Raw genomic sequence first — 21,382 nt, forward strand, 5'->3', positions numbered from 1 at the left:
AGCAGGAGCATAATCCCCGCTCCGCCCCTCCTCAGGACACACGCCCCCTGGTGCCCAAGACCATTCCCGGCCTAGGGTGCTGGCATGGTCACAGCACACGATGATTTCGCGGCCGTCGACGCCTACCTGATCGATCACCTGGTGCACGAGGACCAGGCGCTCGCGGACACCCGGCTCAGCTCTGCGGAGACCGCCACCCCGGGGATCGATGTCACCGCGAACATGGGCGCCTTCCTCGCGCTGCTGGTGCAGATGACCGGCGCCACCCGCGTCCTGGAGTTCGGCACCCTCGCCGGGTATTCCAGCATCTGGATGGCCCGAGCCATGGACGACGACGGCGCCGTGGTCACCTTGGACATCGACCCGGCGGCAGCGCAGGTGGCCCGGCGGAACTTCCATGCCGCCGGCGTCGCAGAGCGCATCCAGCTGCGCATCGGCCCCGCATTGGAATCCGCGCACGCGCTGATCGATGAGGGAACCCACCCCTTCGACCTGGTGTTCATCGACGCCGACAAGGCGAACACCCCGCACTACCTTGAAGCTTCGCTGACGCTGTCGCACCCGGGCACGGTGATCGTCATCGACAACGTGGTGCGCTCCGGTGCGGTGCTCGAGCAGGACAGCGCCGACCCGGACATCCAAGGCATCCGCGCCTTGATGGAGCTGATCCAGGCCGATGAGCGGCTCAGCGCCACCGCTCTGCAGACCGTGGGGCTCAAGGGTTGGGACGGGTTCCTCCTGGCGCGCGTGAACTGACTCTGCACGCCCCGCCACGCACACTCTGCTCGGCACGTTGAGCCCCGGACCCCCGCGCGCAGACCACCGAATCCTGACACCCCACCGGTGGGATAGCCTCGAATCCATGGATGAATCTGGGCAGCCCACCGAACGTGAGATCGGCCTGGGCCCGTGGGAGGGACCCTGGCCCTCAGGTGAGCACTACGACCCGGAGCTGCTGCGCGCGGGCGACCGCCGCAATGTGGTCGACGAGTACCGCTACTGGTCCCATGAGGCGATAGTCGCGGACCTTGATTCCCGCCGGCACGACTTTCACGTGGCCATCGAGAACTGGCAGCACGATTTCAACATCGGCACCGTGGTGCGCACCGCCAACGCGTTCATGGCCAAAGAGGTCCACATCATCGGGCGCCGCCGCTGGAACCGCCGCGGCGCGATGGTCACCGACCGCTACCAGCACGTCCGCCACCACGCATCGGTGGAGGACTTCGTGGCCTGGGCCGAGTCGGAGGGACTGCCGGTGCTCGGCGTCGACCTGTTCCCGGACTCGATGCCGATTGAGACCTATGAGCTGCCCAAGCGGTGCGTGCTGGTCTTCGGCCAGGAGGGTCCGGGGCTCAGCGACGAGGTGCGGGAGGCCGCGCTGGACACGCTGTCCATCGCGCAGTTCGGCTCCACCCGGTCGATCAATGCCGGCACCGCGGCCGGGATCGCGATGCACGCCTGGATCCGGCAGCACCGCTTCGACAGCTGACCGGCTCCGCAACGACATCACTTTCACCGCTGGAACCTACGACGTCTCCCCGCGGCCGGCCTTGGTGGTGGCGGGGTCTGCGGCCCAGCGGCTGAGGAACTCAGCACCCGCTTCGTCATGGATCGCGCCGGTGGAGGAGGTGAGCACCTCATATGCGGTCTCGGGGATCCCGTCCTCGGGACGCACGTCCACGTGGGAGACGGGCAGGCCGCGCTCGTGCAGCCAGGTGGCCATGGCGTAGTCGGTGCGGGAGTCACCCATGGTGAACCAGGTCTCCGCGGTGATGCCGCGGGCCTTGAGCAGATTCAGGGAGCGCTCGGCGCCGAGGTCCTTGCCCACGCGTTCGTGCTCCACGTCGGTGGAGATGATGGTCGGGTCGATCCGCACATGTTCCAGCTGGTGCTTGCTCAGCAGGCCGGGGATCGCGGCGTCGAACTCCTTCTGCGCTTCGAGGTAGTCCTTGTTCTCGACCTCGGTGGACTGCTCCACAGAGATCATGGCGCGCTTGGTCTCATCGAAGAACATGTGCGCGCTGAAGCGCTCGGTGACCAGGGTCCGAACATCGTCGGAGAGGCCGGTGGTGAGCTTGAGCTCCTCGTCGATGTGGATCTCGCCGAGACCCTCAGGGGTGACCTCGGCCCACACCGCACCCTTCTCGCTGATGGTGAAGACCGGGGCGTCGGGGAGCAGGCCGGCGGCGCGCATCGGTGGGATCACCTGTCGGGCGATGAAGTCGTCGGATCGTCCGGTGTTGAAGATGACCGGGATGCCCTGGTTGGCCATCGCCGTGAGATCCCGGGCGATGGACTCGATGGCGACGGTGCGGCTGACCGGAGAGGCGATGGGCCCGTCCACGTCGAGCAGCAGACCGAAGGGCGGGGTGGGATTGAAGGCCGCAGCCTCAGCAGTGGAAGTCACGTGTCCATTATCCCGTAGTCGGTGACTCCGCGGGTCGGCGTGGCGGGGAAGTTCGGTTCTGACGCTGAGTGGTGGGCGCAGCAGCATTCGTTCTGCCGAGCGCTCTTGGAGCGACTCCTGGCCTTGCAGAGGACGGCACGCAGCAGAGCTACCCTCGCGGAGGCGGTGCGGGCGCTCCCTCGGGTGGGGCAATCTTTGGATACTGACCGTGGGCGTCTGCTGCGGGAGTGTCGATCGAGGCCCGTTCTCCCTGGTCGGGCCGATTGGGCGATGGGTCCCAGTTCCGGTCTACGACGCGACGCTGCACCAGGATCGCAGCACCAAGAATCACCAGGCCCAGGGCCGAGACGACCACGATGCCGGCGACAGAGCCGATGCCTGCTCCGTAGCCGACTAGAATCCCGAACCAGCCGAAGTCAGTATCTCCAAACGTCGTGTTGGCACTTCCAAAGTCTCCAAGGACCAGGAGCAGAAGTGCGGGCAAGAACGTGATGAGGAGCCCATTGACAAAGCCTCCTGCGATTGCTCCGCGCCGACCACCAGTCGCGTTGCCGTATACACCGGCTGCGCCGCCGGTGAAGAAGTGCGGCACCAGCCCCGGCAGGATCAGGGCCAGTCCGAGTGCCGGGTTGAGCCAGAGGGTCAGCGCCGCGAGTCCCACCAATCCACCGGTGAAGCTCGAGAGGAAACCGATAAGCACTGCGTTCTGCGCGAAAGGGAACACGATTGGAGCATCGAGGGCCGGCTTGGCACCCGGCACGATCTTGGCTGCGATGCCCTGGAACGCGGGGACGATCTCTCCGAGGATGGTGCGGACACCGAAAAGTATCACTGCTACCGCAATGCCGAACTGCAGCCCCTGCGTCACCGAGAGCATGATGAAGTTGCCGAGATTCTCGGCTCCACCGTCGAATGCCTCGTAAGCCGCTTCACCTTCGCGGGCGAAGAAGATCAATGCCACGACGACGTACATGATCACCATAGACAGTGCAGTCGCGACCATGGAGTCTCGGAGGAACCGCAGGCCTTCAGGCAGTTTCAGGTCTTCAGTGGATCGACTGGACTTGCCGCCGACCAGGCGACCCACGGTTCCTGCCGCGATGTAGCCAGCGGTGCCGAAGTGCCCCATGGCGATGCTGTCATCGCCGGTGATCTTGCGGGTGAAGGGCTGTGAGAAGGCAGGAAGAGAGACCATCAGGATGCCCAGCAGGGCGCCGCCGAGTCCCACGGTGAGTGGCCCTGAGTACCCGGCAGTGGCCAGCACGATAGTCAGCAGCGTCGCCATGAAGAGGATGTGGTGGCCAGTGAGGAAGACGTAGCTCAGCGGGGTGAAGCGCGCCAGCACCAGACTGATGGCGAATCCTAGGATCATGAGCCACGCCACCTGGGCGCCATAGGTCTCTTGGGCGATGCCGACGATCGCTTCGTTTGTGGGGATGACGCCCTGGGCGCCGGTGGCCCCCTGGATCATGATCCCCAGCGGGTCCAGAGATGCGACGACGAGCCCGGCTCCCGCACCGATGAGCAGGAATCCGAGTATCGCCTTCATCGCGCCACCGATGATCTGTCCGGTGGATTTCTTGAGCGCGATCAGTCCCACGGCGACAATGATGCCGATCAGGAACGCCGGGACGGAGAGGATCTCGTTGACGAGGAATTCGGCTACTGCGACGAGCCAGTCCATGTGAGTTCCTTAGACGTTGTAGAGTTCGCGCAAAGCGCCGTCGAGCTCGTCTTTGCTGGTGAAATTCTCGATGACCTTCACCGGGATGCCGACGTCGCCGAGGGACTTGGCGATCTCTCCGGAGGTGAGAATCGCCTTCGCCTCTGAAGCCCGTCCGCGAGCCGAGATGGTGTCGGTGGCTTCAACGTTGAGGTACCGACCCCAGCCCCACGTGTCCAGAACACCTTCAAGAGTGTTCTTCAAGAACAACGAGGTCCCGAGGCCGTTGCCGCAGACGGTGAGAATCAGGTGCTGTTCGTTCCCGCCCGACGACCGGGTCGCCGGGCCTGCAGAGGTAGGGGACTCGTCTTCTCCTCGAAGGATGGCGGAGATGGCTGCGGGGGACGGGGCGGCGTCCAACGCGGCCCGGGTGTCCTCATCGCCCAGGACGCCACTGAGCTCGGCCAGGGCATGCGTGTGGTGCTTGGAATCTACGGCAGCAAGTGCCACGACCAAGGAGACCGGGTCGTTGTCCCCACTTCCGAAGTCGACCGGCTCCTTCAGCCGCACCCAGGACATGCCGGTGCGCTGGACAGCCTCGGAGGGGCGGGCATGCGCGAACGCGAAGCCGGGTGCGATCACGATATAGGGACCGTTGTCGACGACGTTGTCGATCATCGCCTGGGTGTATTGAGCAGACGCGACGCCTGCCTGTTCCAAGAGGCCACCTGCTAGGCGCACGGCGGATTTCCAGTCGGCTGCTTCCGCATCCAGCAGAATCGAGTCCTGGTGGATGAGTTCAGGGAGAGATGAGGACATTGTTGATCCGTTCTGCTCAGACCTGCTCGTGTCGCTGCTGGCGCAAGTGCTGCGGAGGGTCAGAGACGTTACCACGGGCTGGGGTGGAGACCCTAGGGCGTGGGATCGGCGGCGGCAGCCTCAGCAGCCGGCGTCTCCTGTCCATTATCCTGTGAGGGCCGACGCCGCGGGTCCAGATGGCCGGAGAAGTCTGGTCTGCAGCACGGCGGCAGGGCGCGGGGCTATAGCTCAGCTGGTAGAGCGCGTCGTTCGCATCGACGAGGTCAGGGGTTCGACTCCCCTTAGCTCCACTCTTCGACGTCGAGGTGCAGCAGCTGCACGGGAGGGATCTGATGTGAAGCTGCTGGGTTCGCTGCGACGACGGTTCATCCACGCGCTCAGGGCACTTCTGCCCATCCTTCTGGTCGTCGTCCTCTTCCAGGCCGCGGTCTTCCGACAGGTCCCGGAGGGGGCCGGCTCCATCCTCATCGGGCTGTTGATCGTCGCCGCGGGGATCGCGCTCTTCCTCGAGGGACTGGAGCGCAGCGTCTTTCCGGTCGGGAAGTCGATCACCAACAAGCTGGTGAAGACGGCGTCGTTGTGGAAGCTTCTTCCCTTCTGCTTCTTCATCGGGTTCGCAGCGGTCATTGCCGAGCCGGCGCTGATCTCGGTCGCAGATCAGGCGGAGCTGGTCAGCGAGGGCCGGATCAACAGCATGACTCTGCGATTCGTGATCGCGCTGAGCGTGGGGCTTGTGATGGTGATCGGCGCGCTGCGCGTGTTCCTGGGCTGGGCCCTGCACAGAGTCCTTCTCATCGGCTACACCGTCGTCATCGGGCTGACCCTGATCTCACCAGAGGAGGTCGCCAGCCTGGCCTACGACTCCGGTGGGGTCACCACGAACATCGTCACGGTCCCGCTCATCGCGGCGATCGGCATCGGGATGGCCGCCTCTATCACCGGCAGGAGTCGCCTCGGAGACGGATTCGGTCTCGTGGCGCTGTGCGTGATGGTTCCGATGATCAGCGTCCAGCTCTACGGGATCGTGGTCTACCAGCTCGGAGATGCCGCGGCCGTCGTCTCGACTGACTCAGCGGATGAAGCGGCATGGTGGCTGGATCTGCTGGTGGGCCTGATGACCGTGATCCGCGACGTGCTTCCGGTGATCGCCGTGGTGCTCTTCTTCCAGTTCGTCGTGCTGCGCAGGAGACTCGGCAACCCCATCGGGGTCACAGTCGGCTTCGCGATGGTCGTCCTCGGCCTCTACGGGTTCATCGTGGGGCTGCAGATCGGACTCCTGCCGATGGGCAGTCGGATGGCGGAGCAGCTCATCGAGACGGACCAGGTCCTGCTCATCGTCGCCTTCGGCGTGCTGATCGGGTTCGCCACGACCATGGCAGAGCCTGCGCTGATGGCCATCAGCGAGGAGGCGCAGGAGATCTCCGAGAAGCGTCTGAGCGCGAACACGCTCAGGGTCCTGGTGGCCTGCGGCGTCGCGGTGGGCATCGGAGTAGGCGTGCTGCGGATCTTGACCGGGGGGTCATTCGTGGCGATCATCATCGGGCTGTACCTGCTCGCGCTGCTCCTGCTGCTGCTGGCGCCGAAGGACCTGGTTCCGCTCTCCTTCGACCTCGGTGGAGTCACCACCAGCGAGATCACCGTCCCGCTGATCACCGCTCTGGGAATCGGCCTGGCTACGGCGACGCCCGGCAGGGACATGCTCATGGACGGTTTCGGGCTCATCGCGTTCGCCTCGGTCGGTCCGGTCATCGCGGTCCTCGCCTATGCTTGCGTCGTGAGATTCGCCGCCACGGCGCAAGCTCGAAGATCCTCATCGACCGCCCCCAAGGAGACCTGATGCCGCACCGAGTCGTCTTCGTCGTGATCCCGGACGATCAGGAGGAGAGAGCCATCTCGTTGGTCGAGGACGCCGGAGCCACCGGCGTGACAGCATTGTCGGCCCGAGGCGTGGGCGCTCATCCGCACAAGACGTTCTTCGGGGTCCGCTTCACGGGCGCGCAGTCGGTGCTCATGATGGTCGTGCAGGAGGAAAAGGTGCAGCCCATCACGGACTCCCTGCATCAGGTCCTCTTCAAGCGCGGGGAGTCTCACGGCATCTGCTTCTCGGTCCCGGTGGATCAGATCTCGGTGCCGGGCCTCTCACACCACGAGTGAACACGAGGAGACCCGCGCGACTGAGGGAGACCCTCCTCCTCGAACCCCCAGCCCGGTAGGATCGCTCCAACGCCGCCACAATGAGGTGGCGGCGCCACGAAGTGAGGGAGACCGCAGTTATGTTCTCGAAGATCCTGGTCGCCAACCGCGGGGAGATCGCCATCCGCGCGTTCCGCGCCGGCGTCGAACTCGGCGCGCGCACCGTCGCCGTGTATCCGCATGAGGACCGCAACTCCTTCCACCGGCAGAAGGCCGACGAGGCCTACCGGATCGGCGAAGAGGGCCACGCCGTCCGCGCCTACCTGAACATCGAAGAGATCATCCGCGTCGCCAAGGACGCCGGCGTGGATGCCATCTACCCCGGCTACGGCTTCCTCTCCGAGAACCCTGACCTGGCCCGAGCCTGTGACGAGGCGGGCATCACCTTCATCGGTCCGCCTGCCGACGTCCTGGAATCCACCGGAGACAAGGTCAAGGCCCTGCGTGCCGCGAAGAAGGCCGGAGTCCCGGTGCTGCAGAGCTCCGAGCCCTCCAAGGACACCGAAGAGCTCATCAAGGCCGCCGAGGAGATCGGCTTCCCGATCTTCGTCAAGGCCGTCGCCGGCGGCGGCGGACGCGGCATGCGCCGGGTGGACAAGCGTGAAGACCTCGCCGAATCGCTGCGCTCGGCCATGCACGAGGCCGAGACCGCCTTCGGCAACCCCACCGTCTTCCTCGAACAGGCTGTCCTGCGTCCCCGCCACATCGAGGTCCAGATCCTGGCCGACGGCGAAGGCAACGTGGTCCACCTCTTCGAGCGCGACTGCTCGCTGCAGCGCCGCTACCAGAAGGTCGTGGAGATCGCCCCGGCCCCGCACCTGGACGAGGACATCCGCCAGGCGCTGCACCGTGACGCCGTCGCGTTCGCCAAGGCCATGAACTACCGCAACGCCGGCACGGTGGAGTTCCTCGTGGACACCGTCGGTGAGCGCGCCGGGCAGCACGTGTTCATCGAGATGAACCCGCGCATCCAGGTGGAGCACACCGTCACCGAAGAGATCACCGACATCGACCTGGTCTCCGCCCAGATGCGCATCGCTGCAGGGGAGACCCTCGAAGACCTCGACATCCGGCAGGAGGACCTGCGCGTGCGCGGCTCCGCCATGCAGTGCCGGATCACCACCGAGGACCCGGCCAACGAGTTCCGCCCGGACATCGGTACGGTCACCGTCTACCGCTCCGCCGGCGGCTCCGGCATCCGGCTCGACGGCGGCACCGTCTACGCCGGCGCCGAGATCAGCCCGCACTTCGACTCGATGCTGGTCAAGCTCACCGCCCGTGGCCGCAACCACCAGACCGCCATCGCCCGCGCCCGTCGCGCGCTCTCGGAATTCCGGATCCGCGGGGTCGCCACCAACATTCCGTTCCTGCTCAACGTGCTGGATTCGCCGGAGTTCCTCGCAGGGGACGTGGCCACCGACTTCATCGACGCCCACCCCGAGCTGGCCAAGATCAACCGCTCCCAGGACCGCGGCTCCAAGGCCCTGCAGTACCTGGCCGACGTCACCGTGAACCAGCCCTACGGCCCCCGGGTCGAAGGCATCGACCCGCGCGACAAGCTCCCGCACTTCCCCGGCGACAAGCGCGACGAGCCGGACCGCAGTCCCTTCGACGGCCCCTCGGACCACCCCAAGCCCGACGGTTGGCGCCAGGTCCTCATCAGCGAGGGCCCCGAGGGCTTCGCCCGGAAGCTCCGCGAACAGACCGCGCTGGCCGTCACCGACACCACGTTCCGTGACGCCCACCAGTCGCTGCTCGCCACCCGCGTGCGCACCCGCGACCTGCTCGCCGCCGCGCCCGCCGTCGCGCATGTGACCCCCGGTCTGCTCTCGGTCGAGGCCTGGGGCGGCGCGACCTACGACGTCGCGCTGCGCTTCCTCTCCGAGGACCCCTGGGACCGGCTGCGCCTGCTGCGCGCTGAGCTGCCGAACATCCCGATCCAGATGCTGCTGCGCGGCCGCAACACTGTGGGCTACACCCCCTACCCGCTGGAGGTCACCGACGCCTTCGTGGCCGAGGCCGCCGCCACCGGGGTCGACATCTTCCGGATCTTCGACGCGCTCAACGATGTGAACCAGATCGTCCCGGCCATCGAGGCGGTCCGCAAGACCGGTACAGCCGTTGCCGAGGCCGCCATCTGCTACACCGGCAACCTCTCCGACCCGGATGAGGACCTCTACACCCTGGACTATTACCTCGGCCTGGCTGAGCAGATGGTCGACGCCGGCGCGCACATCCTCGCAATCAAGGACATGGCCGGGCTCCTGCGCCCTTCCGCGGCGAAGACCCTGGTCACCGCCCTGCGGGAACGCTTCGACCTGCCCGTGCACCTGCACACCCACGACACCGCCGGCGGACAGCTGGCCACCCTGCTGGCCGCCGCCGAGGCAGGCGTCGACGCCGTCGACGTCGCGGTGGCCTCGATGGCGGCGACCACCTCGCAGCCTCCGGCCTCGGCGCTCGTGGCAGCCCTGGAGCACACCGAGCGCGACACCGGGCTGGGCCTGGAGGCCGTGGCCTCCATGGAGCCCTACTGGGAGGCCGTGCGCTCGATCTACACGCCCTTCGAATCAGGGCTGACCAGCCCCACCGGCCGGGTCTACCGGCACGAGATCCCGGGTGGTCAGCTCTCGAACCTGCGCCAGCAGGCCATCGCGCTGGGCCTGGGGGAGCGGTTCGAGAACATCGAGGACATGTACCACGCAGCCGACACCATGCTGGGCCGGCTGGTGAAGGTCACCCCGTCTTCGAAGGTGGTCGGGGATCTGGCGCTGCAGCTGGTCGGCATGGACGTCGACCCCAAGGAGTTCGAGGCGAACCCGCAGAGCTTCGACCTGCCCGATTCGGTGATCCAGTTCCTCGCCGGACAGCTCGGAGACCCGCCAGGCGGGTGGCCCGAGCCGTTCCGCTCAAAGGCGCTGGAGGGCCGCACGATCAAGCCGCTGGATCAGGATCTCACCGAGGAGGACTCCGCAGCGTTGCGCTCCGACGACGCCGCCGTCCGGCGTCGCACGCTGAACCGGCTGCTCTTCCCCGGCCCGACCAAGGACTTCGAGGCCGCCCGGGACAAGTACGGCGACGTCCAAGTCCTGCACACCCGGGACTTCCTCTACGGAATGCGCACCGGCTACGAACACGTCATCTCGCTGGGCAGAGGTGTGCGGCTGCTGGTCACGCTGCAGACCGTCTCAGACCCTGACCCCAAAGGTGTGCGGACCGTCATGTGCACGCTCAACGGGCAGGCCCGCCAGGTCGGCGCCCGGGATGACTCCGTGGAAGCCACCGTGGCGGTCGCCGAGAAGGCCGACGCCTCCAAGTCGGGCCATGTCGCCGCACCCTTCGCCGGAGCGGTCACGCTCACGGTCGAGGAGGGTGACACCGTGGAGGCCGGACAGAACGTGGCCACCATCGAGGCGATGAAGATGGAAGCTGGGATCACCACCCAGGTGGCGGGCACCGTGACCCGAGCGGTGATCAGCGGGGTGCAGCAGGTCGACGGCGGAGATCTGCTCGTCGTCGTCGAATAGTCAGCACGCGAGCACCTCACCCTCTGTTCGACGCCGCCGACCGCGCAGCGTCACCTGAGCCACCTCCGGGCCTACAGGTGACGCTGCGCGTGCCGCGTCTCCGCGTCCCGCGCGAAGCGAGCCGAGATGTGGGGGAGTCGACAGTCGCATCTCGCACGTCCACCCAAGCCTGGGAATCTGCTACAAATTAGAAATACTCGAGCGCAGTACAGTGTCTTCGTCAGATGTCTTCGACGCAGGAATGAACACCTGCCGGTGAAGGCCGAGGTTATGCCCGAACGGTGCAGCGTTTCGTGCCATGTGGCGCGGCGCAGCGTCTAGGTACGGCGGGAACGATAGCGAGAAGACGTGAAGAACAAGACTCAGCAGGGGCGCAGCCGCACCCAGCCCGGCTGGATCCGGATCCTGATCCCCGCGATTCTGGTGCTGGTCTGGCTCGGGGTGACCGCCGTGGGCGGTCAGACCTTCGGGAAGGTCAGCGAGGTCACCACCAATGATCAGACCACCTTCCTTCCCGCCGACGCGGAGTCCACCCAGGCGCTCGAACTCAGCCAGGGCTTCTCCGACGATGACTCCGTCCCGGCGACCCTCATCGGTGAACCCGCCGGCGGTGAGGTTGATGAGCAGGCGCTCGTCTCCCTGGAGGCTCTGGTGGGCGAGATCAACGAGCTCGGCGGCGTCGACCGCTCCCTGCCCCCGCAGGTCTCCCAAGATGGGGAGGCCTTCCAGGTGCTGGTGCTCATGGAAGAGGCCGCGGTCGAGGACGGTGCTGTCGAAGAGCTGCGCAACCTCGTCGATTCCGAGCTCACGGAAGATGAGTGGACCACCCACGTCACCGGACCGGCGGCGCTCTCCGATGACTTCGCCAACGCCTTCGCCGGGATCGACGGGCTGCTCCTGCTGGTCGCCGTGATCACGGTCTTCGTCATCCTGGTGGTGGTCTACCGCTCGGTGCTGCTGCCCTTCCTGGTGCTGCTCTCCTCCATCGCCGCGCTCTCCAGCGCCATCACCGTGATCTTCCAGATGGCCAAGTGGGAGTGGATCACGCTCAACGGCCAGGCCCAGGGCATCCTCTCGATCCTGGTCATCGGCGCCGCCACCGACTACTCGCTGCTGCTGGTCGCCCGCTACCGCGAAGAGCTGCTCGCCCGAGAGAACCGCTTCGATGCGCTCTGGGAAGCCTGGCGCCGCTCCACCCCTGCGATCCTCGCCTCCGGCGGCACCGTGGCCGCCGCGCTGCTCTGCCTGCTCTTCTCCGATCTGAACTCCAACCGGGCACTGGGCCCCGTGGCCAGCACCGGCATCGTCTTCGCGATGCTCGCCACGCTGACCTTCCTGCCCGCGATGCTCGCGCTCTTCGGCCGCCCGGTCTTCTGGCCCAAGGTCCCGCATGCGCCCAAGCCCGCCGTGGAGGAGGCCCTGGCCGCGAACCCAGACCTGGAGACGCGCCGCACGAAGCACACCTCGCGGCGTCGGACCCTCTGGGCCGTGGTCGCGGAGAAGGTCCGCGCCCGTCCCCGGTTCATCTGGCTCGTGGTCACCGGCCTGCTGCTCATCGCCTCGGTGGGCGTGCTGGATCTGCGCGCCGAGGGCGTCCCGCAGTCGGAACAGGTGCTGGGCCAGACCGACGCCAAAGATGGCCAGGCGATGCTCGAGGAGCATTTCGATGCCGGCACCGGTGCCCCCGCGAACGTCTTCGTGCCTGCGGATGAGCTTGCCGCGGCACTCGAGATCGTCGATGCCCGCGACGGCGTAGGCGAGGTCTACGCGGTGGCCGAGAACGGCGCACCGGCCCAGGGTCCTGAGGATGCCAATGAGGTCGACGGCTACAACCAGCTCTCGGTCACGCTGACCGACTCCGGGGACTCCCTGGAGGCTGAGCGCACCATCGGGGAGCTCCGCGAGGAGCTCAACGCGCTCGACGGCGAAGCGCTGGTCGGCGGCACCACCGCCACCCAGCTGGACACCAACGAGACCGCCCAGCGTGACCTGATCACGATCATCCCGATCGTGCTGCTGGTCATCCTGGCCTTCCTGATCGTGCTGCTGCGCTCGGTGACTGCCCCGCTGATCCTGCTGGTCACCACGGTGCTCTCCTACACCGCAGCACTGGGCATCTCCGCGCTGGTGTTCAACTACATCTTCGGATTCCCAGGAGCCGACCCGACGGTGCCGCTGTTCGGCTTCGTCTTCCTCACCGCCCTGGGGGTGGACTACAACATCTTCCTGGCCACCCGAGCCCGGGAGGAGACCATCCGCCGCGGGCCGAAGGAGGGGCTGCTCTACTCACTGGTCATCACCGGCGGAGTCATCACCAGCGCCGGCATCGTGCTGGCCGCGACCTTCGCTGCCCTGGGCGTGCTGCCGCTGATGTTCATGGTGCAGCTGGCCTTCCTGGTCGCACTGGGCGTGCTGATCGACACCTTCATCGTGCGTACCCTGCAGGTCCCGGCGATCGGCGTGGACCTCGGTCATCGGTTCTGGTGGCCCTCGAAGATCGGCAGAGGCGACCGCTGGAGCAACGACCCTGTGACCACGTCGGGACCTGAAGATTCTGCAGATCGAGCGAAAGATTCCTCGGCTCTGGCGGCTCAACCCCGATAGGATGACGGCAGCGCACCAATGACGTTGCCGTCTCTGACTTATGCAATAAGGAGCTCACACGTGGCTATCGCAACCCCGGACAAGTACAACCAGATGATCGATTCCGCGAAGGCTGGCGGCTACGCCTACCCCGCGGTGAACGTCACCAGCTCGCAGACCCTGAACGCCGCCATCCGCGGCTTCGCCGAGGCCGAGTCTGACGGCATCATCCAGGTCTCCACCGGCGGTGCCGCGTACTGGTCCGGCGCCAGCGTCAAGGACATGGTGGTCGGCTCCCTGGGCTTCGCCGCCTTCGCCAAGCAGGTCGCCAAGAGCTGCGGCGTAAACATCGCGCTGCACACCGACCACTGCCCCAAGGACAAGCTCGACGGGTTCGTGCTGCCGCTGCTCGAAGCCTCCGAGGCCGAGGTCAAGGCCGGACGCGACCCGATCTTCAACTCCCACATGTGGGACGGCTCCGCAGAGACGCTCGAGGAGAACCTGCGCATCGCCGCCGAGCTGCTTCCCCGCAGCGCGGCCGCCAAGCAGATCCTCGAGGTAGAGATCGGCACCGTCGGCGGTGAAGAGGACGGTGTGGAGAACGCGATCAATGAGAAGCTCTACACCACCATCGAAGACGCCACCGCGACCATCGAGGCGCTCGGCCTGGGCGAGCACGGCCGCTACATGACCGCGCTGACCTTCGGCAACGTCCACGGCGTGTACAAGCCCGGCGGTGTGAAGCTGCGCCCGGAGATCCTCAAGGCGATCCAGGAGGAGGCCGCCGTGAAGTACGGCAAGGCGGCACCCTTCGACCTGGTCTTCCACGGCGGTTCCGGCTCCTCCGAGCAGGAGATCTCCGACGCGGTCTCCTACGGCGTGATCAAGATGAACATCGACACCGACACCCAGTACGCCTTCACCCGCCCGGTGGCCGGTCACATGCTCGCCAACTACGACGGCGTGCTGAAGATCGACGGCGAGGTCGGGAACAAGAAGACCTACGACCCGCGCGTCTGGGGCGCCAAGGCCGAAGAGTCCATGGCCGCCCGCATCGTGGAGGCCTCCCAGCGCCTCGGCTCCGCCGGCAAGTCCATCAAGTAATACTTCTCGCTCAGCGTCCCGCGCCGAGCAACGACGACGACGGTGGCCGTCCCTTCTCCGTGAAGCGGCGGCCGCCGTCGTCGTTCCCAGCCGACCGGGCCGCTGACTGGTCCCGAGCGTGGGAATGGCCGCGCCCTCGGTAGGGTTGAGCCTTGGGAAATCGTCTTCAACGGCCGCCGTCTCAGGCGGCCGGACGTCCCCAACAGGTCGGAGAACCTCATGAACATGTCCACGATCGCGCTGCGCACCGTCCCCGGTGCCTTCATCCTCAACGCCGGGATCGGCAAGCTCGGCCTTGATGCCGATTCCGCCGCCGGCATGCAGGGCATGGCCGCCACCGGCGTGCCCGCAGTCAAGCAGCTCTCGCCGGAGCAGTTCGGCAAGGCTCTGGCATGGGGAGAGATCGCCCTCGGTGGCGCGCTGCTGGCACCCTTCGTGAGCAACCGGGTCGCAGGTCTCGCACTCGGCACCTTCACCGCAGGCATGCTCAGCATGTATTTCCGCAATGACGGCATGACCCAGTCCGACGGCGTCCGCCCGACCCAGGACGGCACTCCGCTGGCAAAGGACGCCTGGCTCGCTGCGATCGCCATCGCCCTCGTCGACTCCGGCAAGAGGTCCAGCCGCAAGAAGAAGTGATTCGCGCAGCCACATCAGGCGGCGGCCCGCTGGAGTCCACGCGGGCCGTCGCCGGGCGCCGGCCGAGATCTTCACGTCGAGAGGGCCGCACAGCCCGTGCGGGAGCGGCTTTGGATGCGAATCCCGGTGAGGAATCTTGGCAGTAGGATGTGGCCATGAGCATCGTTGGTCAAAATTTGATGGAGCCGGAGCCCACGCTGCTTCCGGCTGAACCCGAAGTCTCCGAATCGCTGGCCACCGGCGAGGAGCCCGTGGATCTCGCGGCGAAACACCCGGAGTCCTCCCTGGTCTGGGCGCTGCTCGCAGAGGACGCGCTGGACCAGGGATACACCGTGGAGGGCTACGCGTACGCCCGGGTCGGCTACCACCGCGGCCTCGACGTGCTGCGCCGCTCCGGCTGGCGCGGTGCCGGCCCTGTGCCGTGGAGCCACGAGCCCAACCGCGGCTTCCTGCGTTCCCTGGGCGCGCTGGGCCAGGCTGCGGCCGCCATCGGCGAGACCGCCGAGGTTGAACGCATCACCAAGCTGCTGCGCGACTGCGACGCTTCCGCACCCGAGGCGATCAGCCGCCTGCGCTGAGCCCTGCGCTGTCCAAGCCGAAGGGTTCTTCTGAGAATGGCTAAGCTCTACTTCCGCTATGGCGCGATGAACTCGGGCAAGTCGACCGGGCTGCTGCAGGCCGCGTTCAACTATGAGGAGCGCGGTCAGCGGGTTCTGCTGGCGAAGCCCCAGGTAGACACCAAGGGCGAGGACGAGATCGTCTCCCGTCTCGGCGTGACCCGCAACGTGGACTTCCTGATCCCGCCGCAGGCTCCGCTGCGCGAACTGGTGGCACAGCATGCGGCGGGGACCACGCCGGGAACGTTGCTCGATGACATGGAAGCGGAGTCAGGGGCGCTGAACCGGCAGATCAAACCCGTGGCCTGTCTGCTCGTGGATGAGGCCCAGTTCCTCACCCCGGCGCAGGTGGAGGACCTGCTGCGCATCGCCGTGCTCGATGACGTTCCGGTGCTCGCCTACGGCATCCGCACGGATTTCCGGACGATGGCGTTCCCCGGGTCGGCGCGGCTGATGGACCTCGCCCATGCACTCGAGGAGCTCAAGACCATCTGCCGCTGCGGGCGCAAGGCGGTGTTCAACACCCGACGCGCCGGTGACGCGATCATCTTCGACGGTGATCAGGTCGCGATCGACGGCACCGACATCTGGTACGAATCCCTCTGCGCCGCCTGCTATCTCGAGGCTTCGGGCGGTCGACTGGGCTGACCGTGTCAGGACCAATCCTGGTTTCGGTCGACGTTGGTAGGATCTACAAGGACGCCTTTGCGGTTGCGGGTGCTCCCAGACCAGCTCAGCTCGGGAAAGGACTGCCATGCCAGCCATTGTGATCGTCGGAGCCCAGTGGGGCGACGAAGGTAAGGGCAAAGCCACGGACCTGCTCGGTTCCCGGGTCGACTACGTGGTGAAGCCCAATGGCGGCAACAACGCAGGTCACACCGTCGTCGTCGGCGGCGAGAAGTTCGAGCTCAAGCTCCTTCCGGCCGGGATACTGTCCCCGAACGCCGTGCCGGTGATCGGAAACGGCGTCGTCGTGAACCTGGAGGCGCTCTTCCACGAGATCGATGGCCTCGAGGCGCGCGGCGCCGACACCTCGAAGCTGAAGATCTCGGCCAATGCGCACCTCGTCGCGCCCTATCACCAGACCATGGACAAGGTCACCGAGCGGTTCCTCGGAAAGCGCGCCATCGGCACCACCGGTCGCGGCATCGGTCCCACGTACATGGACAAGGTCGCCCGCCTCGGCATTCGGGTCCAGGACATCTTTGACGAGTCGATCCTGCGGCAGAAGATCGAAGGGGCGCTGCGGCAGAAGAACGAGCTCCTGGTCAAGCTCTACAACCGCCGAGCCATCGCGGTCGATGAGATCGCCGAGTACTTCCTGGACTTCGCCGAGCGACTGCGGCCCATGGTCGTGGACACCACCATCCTGCTCAACGACGCGCTGGACCGCGGCGAAGTGGTGCTGATGGAGGGTGGTCAGGCGACCTACCTAGACGTCGACCACGGCACCTACCCGTTCGTGACCTCCTCCAACCCGACGGCGGGCGGCGCGTCCGTCGGGTCCGGCATCGGGCCGACCCGGATCACGCGCTCCATCGGCATCGTCAAGGCTTACACCACACGCGTCGGTGCCGGCCCGTTCCCGACCGAGCTCTTCGACGAGTGGGGCGAGTACCTGCAGAAGACCGGCGGCGAGTTCGGCGTCAACACCGGACGCCCGCGGCGCTGCGGCTGGTACGACGCGGTGATGGCGCGCTACGCCTCCCGCATCAACGGCTTCACCGACTTCTTCCTGACCAAGCTCGACGTGCTCACCGGCATCGAAGAGATCCCGGTCTGCGTGGCCTACGAGGTCGACGGCGTCCGTCAGGACGAGATGCCGATGACCCAGACCGAGTTCCACCACGCGAAGCCGGTCTTCGAGAACTACCCCGGCTGGACCGAGGACATCTCCGGCGCCCGCACACTGGAGGACCTCCCGGAGAACGCGCGGAACTACGTGCTTGCGCTGGAGAAGCTCAGCGGCTGCCGGATCTCGGGCGTGGGCGTGGGGCCTGGCCGCGACCAGGTGATCGCGATCCACGACTTGATCGAGGACTGAGCCAGACCGGTCAGCGTCACTCCACTGAGGTATGGCGCGGCCGGTGCCGTGGAGGCGGTGAGGCGGGAGCAGGGGAAGGCGCAGCGGAGCTGCGCGGTCGATCTTCTTCTCGGGGCCAGAAGGTCCAGCCCACGCCAGCCGCCGCCACGACCGTGATCAGACCCAGCAGGTAGGGGTTGTTGAGCTGGTTGACCGCGTTGGCGATGTGCGGGATGTGGAACAGCGAGAGTCGCGCTTCGGTGATCGTGTACGGGTAAGGATCCTCCGTCTCGTTGGCGTCTCCCTGCATGCGGATGACGCGCTCAGCGGACCCGGCTCCGGGTTCGATGCTCGTCACACGGTGCGTCACTGGAAGCTGGTCGTCTCGGTCGACCGTCAGGATGTCGCCGACCTCCACCTCCTCGGCTGAGATCTCCTGGACGACGGCGACAGCTCCGGTGGGGATCGTCGGTTCCATCGACCCGGTGCGGAACATGATCAGTGAGATGTTCATGGCCCACCCGAGGACGACCAGCAGGATCGAGATTCCGCCGAGGACCGCAGCCAGCCACAGGAAGAGTTCGCCCAGAAGGTGGAGGGCGCGTTTCATGAAGCGCTGGACGCCCATCAGCAGTTGGGCTGCAGGTTGGCGCCCGCGGATCGACCGGGCAGCTGGACGCGAACGATGCCCCGATGGACCGGTGCATCGGCGCGAATGAGGTCGAACTCATCGTTTTGGGAAAGTCTGTAGGAGAACCGATGCCCGGAATCATCCAGGGCAGTCACCTCGCCGCCCTGCCAGCGGAGGGTCGCGTCGTCCAGGAACTCGGGGCAGACGATCTGGGACAGATCTATGGTGATCGCCCAGGGAATGTACGTCTCCACTGGAGTCTGCACGTCTGCGCTGATGCCAAGTGACCATCCGCCATCATTGCTCAAGTCCCAGGTGAACAGCGCTGTGTCAACCTCGGGGTATGGCACGGAATCGCGCAGCGTGCAGAAGCGGATTGCCATATCGGCCCCGGGCTCAATGGTGCGAGTGTCACCGAGCCAAGACTGCCGAGCGTCAGATCTGAAGTCTTGCCCGCGAATGCTCCAGATCGATGAGGTTGTATCGAAATCGCCGGTGAAGGCCCCCTGTCGAGGGTTTCCCTGGGTCTGGAAGCGTGGTTCCCCCGATGTGGCGTAGGGAGTCCAGCCCCAGAGCGGTGCCTGAGATGTGTCGAACTCAAGCTCCCATTCCACGGGCTCTTCAGACGAGTTGCTGATTGTGAAGTCGTGGCAGAAGTCGAGTGTGCGTCCTCCGAGGGGGGTCACCGAGGTGGTCTGGAAGGTCAGCCCCATTGCGGCGAGGTCATTCTTGGGTTGCAGGGCGGGGAGTGTGTTGATCTCGTCGACGCGGGCTTGATCCACCTCGGCGCCACCGTCTGCGATGGGAACGTCGGGGGTCTCTGGTTCGCCCTCATCTGGGTCTTCTGGGTTTGGGGAGGAGTCGGGGTCTTCGGGGTCTCGGGGGTCTTCGGGTTCCGACGGATCAGCAGGGTCTTCGGTCTCGGAGGGATCCTCTGGCTCGGTGGGCGCGTCAGATTCCGGGGGCTCCTCCGTCTCCTCAGGCTCAGGAGCTTCATAGCGCAGCTCTGCCGCCGCATATTCGGAGTCGGTCCAGGACGCTTCGGTGAGCTCGGCCGGATGGTGCACGGAGGCCAGAGCCAGCGCGGCCACGCCGAGGATCGCGGCCCAGGCGCTGAGCATGCGGGGGTTCGATGTCATTGGTTGCTGCCAGTTCCATTCGCGGTTCCTGCCAGCTCCCACGAGGCCTCCACTGAGGTCGCGTCGGGGCTGGGGCTGATCTCGGGCGGCAGAGTGATGGCGAAGCAGAAGTCGACCTGGTCGGACCCCTGTGCCTGAAGTGCCTGTTCACTGCCCGGACCGCCGCCATCGGCCAAGGATGACCCGAGCGGGACGACCGCAGTCTCACTGGCTGTGAAGCTGTCGGCATTGCAGGAAGGGGGGCCGGCCGGACTCGGGGGGAGCCGCTGGACTCCGTAGGTCAGGTGCGCGCCCAGTCCCGTGATGTTGTCCGGGTGAGCCAGCAGGGCGACTGCGCCGCCGACCGAACCCTCATCAGTGCTCACGCTCAGCAGGGCGTAGACCGGAGATCCAGGGATCATGTCCACTTCTGCGGCATCGATGAACAGTGGAGCCGGGGCATCGGGGCTGTACTGAGAGAAGTCTTCACCATTGGTCGAACTGGTCAGTACGAACTCCCCCGCGGTCAGCGTGCCGGTGGCATCCTGTTGATCAGTCCAGGATGCCACCGTGGCGAACGCGCCCAGACCCAGAACGCTGCCGCTCGCCAGCAGGGCTCGCAACTTCGCGAGACGCCTGCCACGTGGGGAACATACGCGGTCATGCGTGGGGCCAGCGGCGGACATCTTCATTGACTGAGCTTATCGGGGCTCAGGTCAGTCTTCGACGGACTCGGTCTGCACCTTCCATGTGGCGGAAGCCTTCGCTTTGGGCTCCAGGATGTTCTCGTCAGCGGCGGTCACCTGGAAGCAGAGCTGAACGGAGGTGCCTGCGGTGTCGGACTCGCCGTTGACCAGACGGATTTGCTCATCCTTGCTAAGCGCGCCCTCGAGCTCTCCGAGGTGGGCTCCAGTCGCGATGACGTTGCCGGAATTGCTTCCTGCGGCGCAGGTGCCACCGGTCACTTCCAATACCCGGACATCGACGAAGTTCTCAACCTGGCCAGTGCCCACAGATGTGATGCCGGTGATCATGCCGTCAATTGTGGTTTCCTCATCAGTGCGAAGCCAGAGGGGGGCCGCAAACTTGTCGCCCGGGGCCGCGTTGGCCGCCGAGAACTGCAGCTGTGCGGGTTCGCCTTCGGGGTGCTCTGCAAAACCGTTGCCGTCTTCGGAGCTCTCTACGTTGTATGACCCGGCGCCGAACAGGCCTTGGGCGAATTCTGAGTCGTTCCAGGTCGCGAGGGTGGCCACGGCGCCGATGCCGAGGACGGTGCCTGCGGCGACGACGGCTTTGATCTTGCGGCGGCGTGAGTGAGCGCGGGTCTGGGATTCGAAGGTTTCTGGGCGTGAGGCAGGGGGTGTTGCAGTCATGGATGATCTCCTGGGCGCAGGCATGCTGTACCGGATGAATCCACGGCACAGTGGACGGAAAAGTAAACGGACAAGGGTGGAGCGAAGTACTCGCGCATTCGCTGCTGGTGACAGATCCAAGCGGTGCAAGACGCTTAGACGTTCTAACTAAAACACAATCAAGTGCAGTATTCAAGGTTTTGAGGAAAATGGCAGGTAACCGCAACGCAGTGTAGTGATATGACTCACAAGAGCTGCTGGCCATTCCGACTAGATCTCCCGCGCGGTAATGCGTACACGCGTCCGCATAAGGATGAAACCAGGTGGGGCGCAAGGGGGATTCTGGGTGATTGTCCGCAGTCTTCCGAAGAAAGTCTGGTGACTCGTCGAATCGTGCGCTCTCGAGGGTGTGATACGGAGCAGCAACTTGTTGCTTGTTTCAAGTATCTTCTAGTAGAAAGACTAGATTTTTGGCGCGGTAACTGGAGCTGATATCAGTGAAGCGGATGGCCATATGTCGACGTTTCTCAGATTCCATGATCTATGCAATTCCATCAATGATCTATTTTCTCAGACGACCAGAAGGTCTTTGGTAGCTGGGCATAGTGTCTAGATGTCGCGTGGTTGCATCGGGGCGACACCGCCGAGCATCGCGTGTAGGCCTTCAGGTGAGGCAGAAGAATGAGGCCCCGGCCTGCAGCGT

The 21,382-nt window shown here is 65.8% G+C and carries 18 protein-coding genes and 1 tRNA gene; 12 read left to right on the plus strand and 7 right to left on the minus strand.

What is annotated here, in order from left to right:
- Positions 1-84: 84 nt before the first annotated feature.
- Positions 85-756 (plus strand): O-methyltransferase, encoded by a 672-nt coding sequence (locus LTH96_RS00130; protein WP_241463590.1) that lies wholly within the window; start codon positions 85-87, stop codon positions 754-756.
- Between the two features lie 106 nt (positions 757-862).
- A complete protein-coding gene (locus tag LTH96_RS00135) occupies positions 863-1,492 on the plus strand; it encodes an RNA methyltransferase (RefSeq protein WP_241463591.1) in 630 nt (209 codons plus the stop codon).
- A 36-nt stretch (positions 1,493-1,528) separates the two neighbouring features.
- Here LTH96_RS00135 and LTH96_RS00140 read toward each other — a convergent pair whose 3' ends face one another.
- The 3 genes from LTH96_RS00140 to LTH96_RS00150 form a co-directional block, all read right to left on the minus strand.
- Positions 1,529-2,410 carry a hypothetical protein gene (locus LTH96_RS00140; protein ID WP_241463592.1) on the minus strand — a complete coding sequence of 294 codons (882 nt, stop codon included), beginning with the start codon at positions 2,408-2,410 and terminating at the stop codon, positions 1,529-1,531.
- Positions 2,411-2,558: 148 nt separating this feature from the next.
- A complete protein-coding gene (locus LTH96_RS00145; RefSeq protein WP_241463593.1) occupies positions 2,559-4,094 on the minus strand; it encodes a PTS ascorbate transporter subunit IIC in 1,536 nt (511 codons plus the stop codon).
- A gap of 9 nt (positions 4,095-4,103) precedes the next feature.
- Positions 4,104-4,892, minus strand: a complete 789-nt coding sequence (locus LTH96_RS00150) for a PTS sugar transporter subunit IIA (RefSeq protein WP_241463594.1) — start codon at positions 4,890-4,892, stop codon at positions 4,104-4,106.
- Positions 4,893-5,109: 217 nt separating this feature from the next.
- Here LTH96_RS00150 and LTH96_RS00155 point away from each other — a divergent pair.
- The 10 genes from LTH96_RS00155 to LTH96_RS00200 all read left to right on the plus strand — a co-directional run bounded on the left by LTH96_RS00155 (position 5,110) and on the right by LTH96_RS00200 (position 17,599).
- Positions 5,110-5,182: transfer RNA gene (locus LTH96_RS00155), tRNA-Ala, on the plus strand.
- A gap of 44 nt (positions 5,183-5,226) precedes the next feature.
- A complete protein-coding gene (locus LTH96_RS00160) occupies positions 5,227-6,729 on the plus strand; it encodes a DUF1538 domain-containing protein (RefSeq protein ID WP_241463595.1) in 1,503 nt (500 codons plus the stop codon).
- Positions 6,729-7,046 (plus strand): transcriptional regulator, encoded by a 318-nt coding sequence (locus LTH96_RS00165; RefSeq protein ID WP_241463596.1) that lies wholly within the window; start codon positions 6,729-6,731, stop codon positions 7,044-7,046. Before LTH96_RS00160 ends, LTH96_RS00165 begins: the two co-directional genes overlap by 1 nt.
- A 119-nt stretch (positions 7,047-7,165) precedes the next feature.
- Positions 7,166-10,612, plus strand: coding sequence for a pyruvate carboxylase (locus LTH96_RS00170; RefSeq protein WP_241463597.1), 3,447 nt, complete (start codon positions 7,166-7,168; stop codon positions 10,610-10,612).
- Between the two features lie 348 nt (positions 10,613-10,960).
- Positions 10,961-13,216 (plus strand): MMPL family transporter, encoded by a 2,256-nt coding sequence (locus tag LTH96_RS00175; RefSeq protein WP_241463598.1) that lies wholly within the window; start codon positions 10,961-10,963, stop codon positions 13,214-13,216.
- Positions 13,217-13,276: 60 nt separating this feature from the next.
- The gene (gene fbaA, locus LTH96_RS00180) at positions 13,277-14,299 is read left to right on the plus strand and encodes a class II fructose-bisphosphate aldolase (protein WP_241463599.1); all 1,023 of its coding nucleotides are present in this window, start codon (positions 13,277-13,279) and stop codon (positions 14,297-14,299) included.
- Positions 14,300-14,518: 219 nt separating this feature from the next.
- Positions 14,519-14,938, plus strand: a complete 420-nt coding sequence (locus tag LTH96_RS00185; RefSeq protein ID WP_241463600.1) for a hypothetical protein — start codon at positions 14,519-14,521, stop codon at positions 14,936-14,938.
- Positions 14,939-15,093: 155 nt separating this feature from the next.
- On the plus strand, positions 15,094-15,516 hold the full coding sequence (locus LTH96_RS00190; RefSeq protein ID WP_241463601.1) for a DUF3151 domain-containing protein: 423 nt from the start codon (positions 15,094-15,096) through the stop codon (positions 15,514-15,516).
- Positions 15,517-15,552: 36 nt separating this feature from the next.
- On the plus strand, positions 15,553-16,203 hold the full coding sequence (locus tag LTH96_RS00195; protein ID WP_241463602.1) for a thymidine kinase: 651 nt from the start codon (positions 15,553-15,555) through the stop codon (positions 16,201-16,203).
- Positions 16,204-16,309: 106 nt separating this feature from the next.
- A complete protein-coding gene (locus LTH96_RS00200; RefSeq protein ID WP_241463603.1) occupies positions 16,310-17,599 on the plus strand; it encodes an adenylosuccinate synthase in 1,290 nt (429 codons plus the stop codon).
- 16 nt (positions 17,600-17,615) lie between these two features.
- Here LTH96_RS00200 and LTH96_RS00205 read toward each other — a convergent pair whose 3' ends face one another.
- Genes LTH96_RS00205 through LTH96_RS00220 form a run of 4 tightly spaced genes read right to left on the minus strand, consistent with a single transcriptional unit; the run spans position 17,616 to position 20,724 of the window.
- The gene (locus LTH96_RS00205; RefSeq protein WP_241463604.1) at positions 17,616-18,188 is read right to left on the minus strand and encodes a signal peptidase I; all 573 of its coding nucleotides are present in this window, start codon (positions 18,186-18,188) and stop codon (positions 17,616-17,618) included.
- Between the two features lie 17 nt (positions 18,189-18,205).
- Positions 18,206-19,348, minus strand: a complete 1,143-nt coding sequence (locus tag LTH96_RS00210; RefSeq protein ID WP_241463605.1) for a hypothetical protein — start codon at positions 19,346-19,348, stop codon at positions 18,206-18,208.
- Positions 19,345-20,019 (minus strand): SipW-dependent-type signal peptide-containing protein, encoded by a 675-nt coding sequence (locus LTH96_RS00215; RefSeq protein ID WP_241477485.1) that lies wholly within the window; start codon positions 20,017-20,019, stop codon positions 19,345-19,347. The genes LTH96_RS00210 and LTH96_RS00215 overlap by 4 nt, the downstream gene beginning before the upstream one ends.
- Positions 20,020-20,043: 24 nt before the next feature.
- Positions 20,044-20,724: a SipW-dependent-type signal peptide-containing protein gene (locus tag LTH96_RS00220; RefSeq protein ID WP_241463607.1), complete on the minus strand. Its 681-nt coding sequence runs from the start codon at positions 20,722-20,724 to the stop codon at positions 20,044-20,046.
- Positions 20,725-21,382 lie beyond the last annotated feature (658 nt).

Origin of the sequence: Nesterenkonia sp. LB17 (assembly GCF_022565915.1) — a bacterium.
Lineage (GTDB): Bacteria > Actinomycetota > Actinomycetes > Actinomycetales > Micrococcaceae > Nesterenkonia.

Coding starts and splice junctions, on each gene's coding strand:
- LTH96_RS00200 (WP_241463603.1), top strand. CDS start 16,310: ATGCCAGCCATTGTGATCGTCGGAGCCCAGTGGGGCGACGAAGGTAAG.
- LTH96_RS00145 (WP_241463593.1), bottom strand. CDS start 4,094: ATGGACTGGCTCGTCGCAGTAGCCGAATTCCTCGTCAACGAGATCCTC.
- LTH96_RS00195 (WP_241463602.1), top strand. CDS start 15,553: ATGGCTAAGCTCTACTTCCGCTATGGCGCGATGAACTCGGGCAAGTCG.
- LTH96_RS00130 (WP_241463590.1), top strand. CDS start 85: ATGGTCACAGCACACGATGATTTCGCGGCCGTCGACGCCTACCTGATC.
- LTH96_RS00210 (WP_241463605.1), bottom strand. CDS start 19,348: ATGACATCGAACCCCCGCATGCTCAGCGCCTGGGCCGCGATCCTCGGC.
- LTH96_RS00215 (WP_241477485.1), bottom strand. CDS start 20,019: ATGAAGATGTCCGCCGCTGGCCCCACGCATGACCGCGTATGTTCCCCA.
- LTH96_RS00170 (WP_241463597.1), top strand. CDS start 7,166: ATGTTCTCGAAGATCCTGGTCGCCAACCGCGGGGAGATCGCCATCCGC.
- LTH96_RS00165 (WP_241463596.1), top strand. CDS start 6,729: ATGCCGCACCGAGTCGTCTTCGTCGTGATCCCGGACGATCAGGAGGAG.
- LTH96_RS00185 (WP_241463600.1), top strand. CDS start 14,519: ATGAACATGTCCACGATCGCGCTGCGCACCGTCCCCGGTGCCTTCATC.
- LTH96_RS00135 (WP_241463591.1), top strand. CDS start 863: ATGGATGAATCTGGGCAGCCCACCGAACGTGAGATCGGCCTGGGCCCG.
- LTH96_RS00150 (WP_241463594.1), bottom strand. CDS start 4,892: ATGTCCTCATCTCTCCCTGAACTCATCCACCAGGACTCGATTCTGCTG.
- LTH96_RS00220 (WP_241463607.1), bottom strand. CDS start 20,724: ATGCCTGCGCCCAGGAGATCATCCATGACTGCAACACCCCCTGCCTCA.
- LTH96_RS00205 (WP_241463604.1), bottom strand. CDS start 18,188: ATGAAACGCGCCCTCCACCTTCTGGGCGAACTCTTCCTGTGGCTGGCT.
- LTH96_RS00190 (WP_241463601.1), top strand. CDS start 15,094: ATGAGCATCGTTGGTCAAAATTTGATGGAGCCGGAGCCCACGCTGCTT.